We start from the raw sequence: 2967 nt of genomic DNA, 5'->3' as shown, positions 1-2967 counted from the left end.
GGGTCGAGGTCAGTTGATGGTTCATGGTCAGCCTCCTTCAGTCAGAGGCTGGGAGTCTGGCGAATTCCGGTCAGACCGTTAAGATGGGGTTGGTGGAGCGCTTACCGCATTCCTGTGGCACACACAACTACGTTGACAGACTCTGCTCTCGCAGAGCGGTGCGTGAACCTCTCGATTCGCACCGCTCCCATCAAGCAAAGTCACCCACCATACCTCGCTGCCAATGTACAAACTGGGGAGGCCGGGTTTTAGCCAGTGTTCTCAGAAGCTCACTTGCCCGCATCTTCCGGCCTTTCAGGCGCTGGAACTTCATCATCGCCCAAGCCACCAACGTCCGGTTGAAATGTCGCAGCACCGGGTACATGGCAGAGCGATAGAACCTTCCATAATACGCCAGCTAACCCCAAAAATCAGGTTATATAGTCGCGATATATCTGCCAGACTCAGATTGTAACGATTGCGATATGGGAGTCTGAGCCGCGATCAGGACGGTGCTTTTGGACGTGGTGAGACCGGGCAAACCTTAACTCCAAAGTGATACTGAATGGTGGTAGTCCACAGAACCTAACATGGCTGCATGTTATGATGCTTTCACACTTACTGCAGAAAAGGCATTCCACCGTCGACGCGCCGTTTGCTAAGATACAATATGCCCGATGCCAGAGCGGCAAGTGCTCCCGGTATGTCCAAGCTCCAATCGGTGGCATAGCTAATTCTCAAATAGTCGTCGAAGTTACCTGTTGCTGAAAAGATATTTCCTGGGGCGACAGCTATTCCTTGGTCGATAAGTAGCCGGTACACGTCCATTGCTCTCACCCCCCTTTTCAACCTCAACCAAAATACCGCCCCTCCAGCAGGAATACGATAATCTATGAGCTCATCGCGACGCATCCCCTCAAGCATTCCCTCCATAATTCTCATGTGGTACTTAAGTCTGTTGCATAGCTCCTCCAGATCCCGCCGGTAATGCCCGTCCACAAACATTTTCGCTAGTGCGTTTTGCATGTATGCAGGTACCACGTTTGGCGAAAACTGGAGCACCTCTGTAATTTTTTCTTTATGGCTAGAGGAGATAACGTAACCCACGTTTATTCCTGGCCCAATTGTTTTGCTGAAGCTGCCTACCGATACGACATACTCTTTATCATAAGATTGCCGCAGACATGACGCGCTCGGGTCAAACATTACGTCCCCGTAAGTGTTAACCTCAATTGCGAAAACCTTCCCCTCTCTCATGATCTTTTTAATACCGGTTAAAATGTCTGACGAAGGTAGAGACCCGGTAACGGGGTTTATATTAGAAGAAAAGATTGCAGCGGTTATTCCATGCTCCCTTATAGCGAATTCTGCGTCTAGTAAAACATCCCCCGAGCAGCAATTCAGATCTAACTCGACCGGTCGAAACCCAAGTACTTCCACGACCTTTAGTATAAGCCAAGAGCATGGCGACTCCACTAAAACATGGTCGCCGCGAGCCACACTTTTTAGAACAGAAATTAGGGCAACCTGAAAACCGTTGGTGATGTAGACGTCGTCGTAAGCCCAGCTATTCATTCCTTTGGTTGAATAAAACCAAGCGATTGCCGCGCGGAGCTTTGGCTCACCATATAAGCTTGAACGCGTTAATTCTGACGGACTGGAATCGGTAGAGCGGCGGATGTATCTATTTAGGCGGACTGGCAGTGGGGAGAACTTAGACGGAAAATCGATACTCAATGGAATAACCCCAGCCGCTCTAGAGTTCAAGTAAACCATATTCAGTGGGCTCTCTTGAGCGTCTACCCTAACTGACGCACGATCATTTGCCGTGTAATAGCCGGACTTCGGTCTGGCTACAACTTTACCTTTGCGCTCTAGCTCGGAGTAGGCTCGAACCACTGTTGGAGGTGAAACCTCAAAAATTTGGCAAATATCTCTTATAGAGGGCAGCCGTTCCCCCTCCGAGCCTTTGGACAACATCACGGATTCGATATACTCGACTATGGTTGAATACAGGTACTTTTTACTGCGTTGCCGGGGCATTGCTCTCATACAGTGTCCTCAGAGCTGAAATTCGATTCGGTGAATGAAGCAGCCGTATCTAAGGATACGAGCAGGAGGTGCAGCTAGCGCCGGCAAAGTCTAAACCGGCCAGAGCCTTGCTTTCTCCTAAGTCCAGTCGACAGGCAGATCCCGGCCACTTGAGGTTTCTGCGCAGCAAACGGCCGAAACTGCGTAGAGGGCATCCGTTGTGTGGTAGAACAGCCCTCAGATTCGAATGTCTATTCGCCCACCGGCACCAGTACTGTTGCCTTTGGAACGTTTGACGCGATGATCTGCACCGAGGTTAGCGGGTGTGGAAAGATCGGTATTGGCCAGACGTTCCTCGGTAAAATGATGGGGGAGGCAATGCAGAGTGCTAACCGAATCCTTGTCATTTACAACGCTCCTTCTTTACGGGGTGTTCACTTTAGCGCACAACTTAGGATAACTGCAGCTCCTTGATGATAATCGTGCAGCATTTTGGGAGCGCGCGAAAACAGGTCTGGCACCCCCGACTCAGTATCAGCCTAGTATATTGACCTTTCAGACAACTCCCAAGTTTAACTTAAGCGATGGCCCGATCCAAAGCAACAAGACAGTCTGACCTACACCCAACTTTCTAATCCATCGTGATCTTAGTAATGTTCATCACCAGAGAGGAAGATGAACATGAAGAAGCGATTCACCGAAGAACAGATCATTCCCATTCTGAAGGAAGCCGAGGCTGGCCTCCCGGTCAAAGAGCTGTGCCGGAAGTACAACATTTCGGACGCAACCTTCTATACCTGGCGCAAGAAGTATGGCGGCCTGGAGGTCTCTGAAGCCCGCCCTTAACCGAAAGTACTGACCGTCGGGAACAAGCGCGAGGCTGTGCGCACCATGCTGTCGGAGACAGCGATATCCGAGCGCAAAGCCTGTTCACTCGTCGGGTTATCCCGCGCAACG

The 2967-nt window shown here is 50.5% G+C and carries 2 protein-coding genes and 1 pseudogene; 1 reads left to right on the top strand and 2 read right to left on the bottom strand.

Annotated elements, in window-relative coordinates; translation table 11 throughout:
• Window positions 1-190: 190 nt before the first annotated feature.
• Window positions 191-397, bottom strand: a complete 207-nt coding sequence (locus ACFOZ5_RS13515; RefSeq protein ID WP_379888177.1) for a group II intron maturase-specific domain-containing protein — start codon at window positions 395-397, stop codon at window positions 191-193.
• Window positions 398-597: 200 nt separating this feature from the next.
• Entirely contained in the window at window positions 598-2031 is a 1434-nt protein-coding gene (locus ACFOZ5_RS13510; RefSeq protein ID WP_379888175.1) for an aminotransferase-like domain-containing protein, read from the bottom strand.
• 660 nt (window positions 2032-2691) lie between these two features.
• On the opposite strand from ACFOZ5_RS13510, the pseudogene ACFOZ5_RS13505 reads away from it, so the two are divergent.
• A pseudogene (locus ACFOZ5_RS13505) lies at window positions 2692-2967 on the top strand (transposase); the annotation flags it as partial.

This window comes from Marinobacter lacisalsi, from assembly GCF_042651045.1.
GTDB classification, from domain to species: domain Bacteria; phylum Pseudomonadota; class Gammaproteobacteria; order Pseudomonadales; family Oleiphilaceae; genus Marinobacter; species Marinobacter lacisalsi.
This window is presented reverse-complemented; position numbering and strand designations above follow the sequence as displayed.

Excerpts from the sequence above, each read along its gene's own strand:
- ACFOZ5_RS13510 (WP_379888175.1), bottom strand. The coding sequence starts at position 2,031 with ATGAGAGCAATGCCCCGGCAACGCAGTAAAAAGTACCTGTATTCAACC.